Here is a 940-nt window from a genome sequence, read left to right on the forward strand (position 1 = left end):
AGCAGGCGCTGATAGAAATCCCGAATAAGCGGTTCAAAACGTGTCGCTACCACGGTAGCCATATACAGCGCCTTACGCACCGCAGACCTTCCGCCGAAGCAGCGGCTTTTGAATTTGGTTTCCCCGCTCTCCCTCGGGTGCGGGGCCATACCGACCAAACTCGCCAGCCGTTTGTGCGACAGCCGTCCCAATTCGGGCAGCATCGCCATCAGCGTAGCCGCCGTTATCGAACCGATGCCTTTGATTTGCTCTGCCACTTTGGCTTTGCCGTCAAAATGCGTGTGGGTGTGGTCGTCGATTTGTTTGTCCAATTCGTCAATCAGCCGGTCAAAATGGGCAATCAGTTGTTTGACGCTTTCGACTTGCGTTTCGTGAACCTGATGCAGACGGTTTTTCTCGGCAGTCCGCATATCCACCAGTTGGTTGCGGCGGTTGACCAATGCTTCCAACACTTCTTCCGCTTCGGTGGGCGGTTGGTAGAGCATGGTTTGCCAACCTTCTTTCTGCGTCATCATCTGTGCGAAGAAGGCGAGCATTTGGGCATCTTTGGCATCGGTTTTGGTCAGCGACTGCGATTGGGCAAACTGATGCGTCTGACGCGGGTTGGCGATAACCACGGCTATGCCTGCGCGGTGGATGGCTTTGGCGGCGGGGATTTCGAGACCGCCGGTGCTTTCCATCACGACGAGGGCGACGTTGTGCTTTTTAAGGTATTCGACGGTATGGGCGATACCTTTGGGGTTGTTGGTTTCGGTTTTGGTTTTAGACAAAGACGAAACGGCGATGACGAAGTTTCGTTTGGCGATGTCGATGCCTGCATAATTGTGTTGGGTACTCATCATAAACCTGCCTTGCATTCGGTTGTGTTGTCCGGCAACTGTCCGGTTGTGTCGATGGGTTGCCCGGCCGCTCCCTGAGCTACGCGACGGTTGTTTGCCTT

General features: G+C 54.7%; 1 protein-coding gene. It reads right to left on the reverse strand.

Annotated elements, in window-relative coordinates:
• The coding region (locus tag NSCA4_RS0108520; RefSeq protein WP_036538327.1) for an IS110 family RNA-guided transposase at window positions 1–857 on the reverse strand (857 nt) is incomplete at its 3' end.
• Window positions 858–940: the final 83 nt, after the last annotated feature.

The organism is Neisseria sicca 4320, assembly GCF_000193735.1.
GTDB classification, from domain to species: Bacteria; Pseudomonadota; Gammaproteobacteria; order Burkholderiales; family Neisseriaceae; genus Neisseria; species Neisseria sicca_E.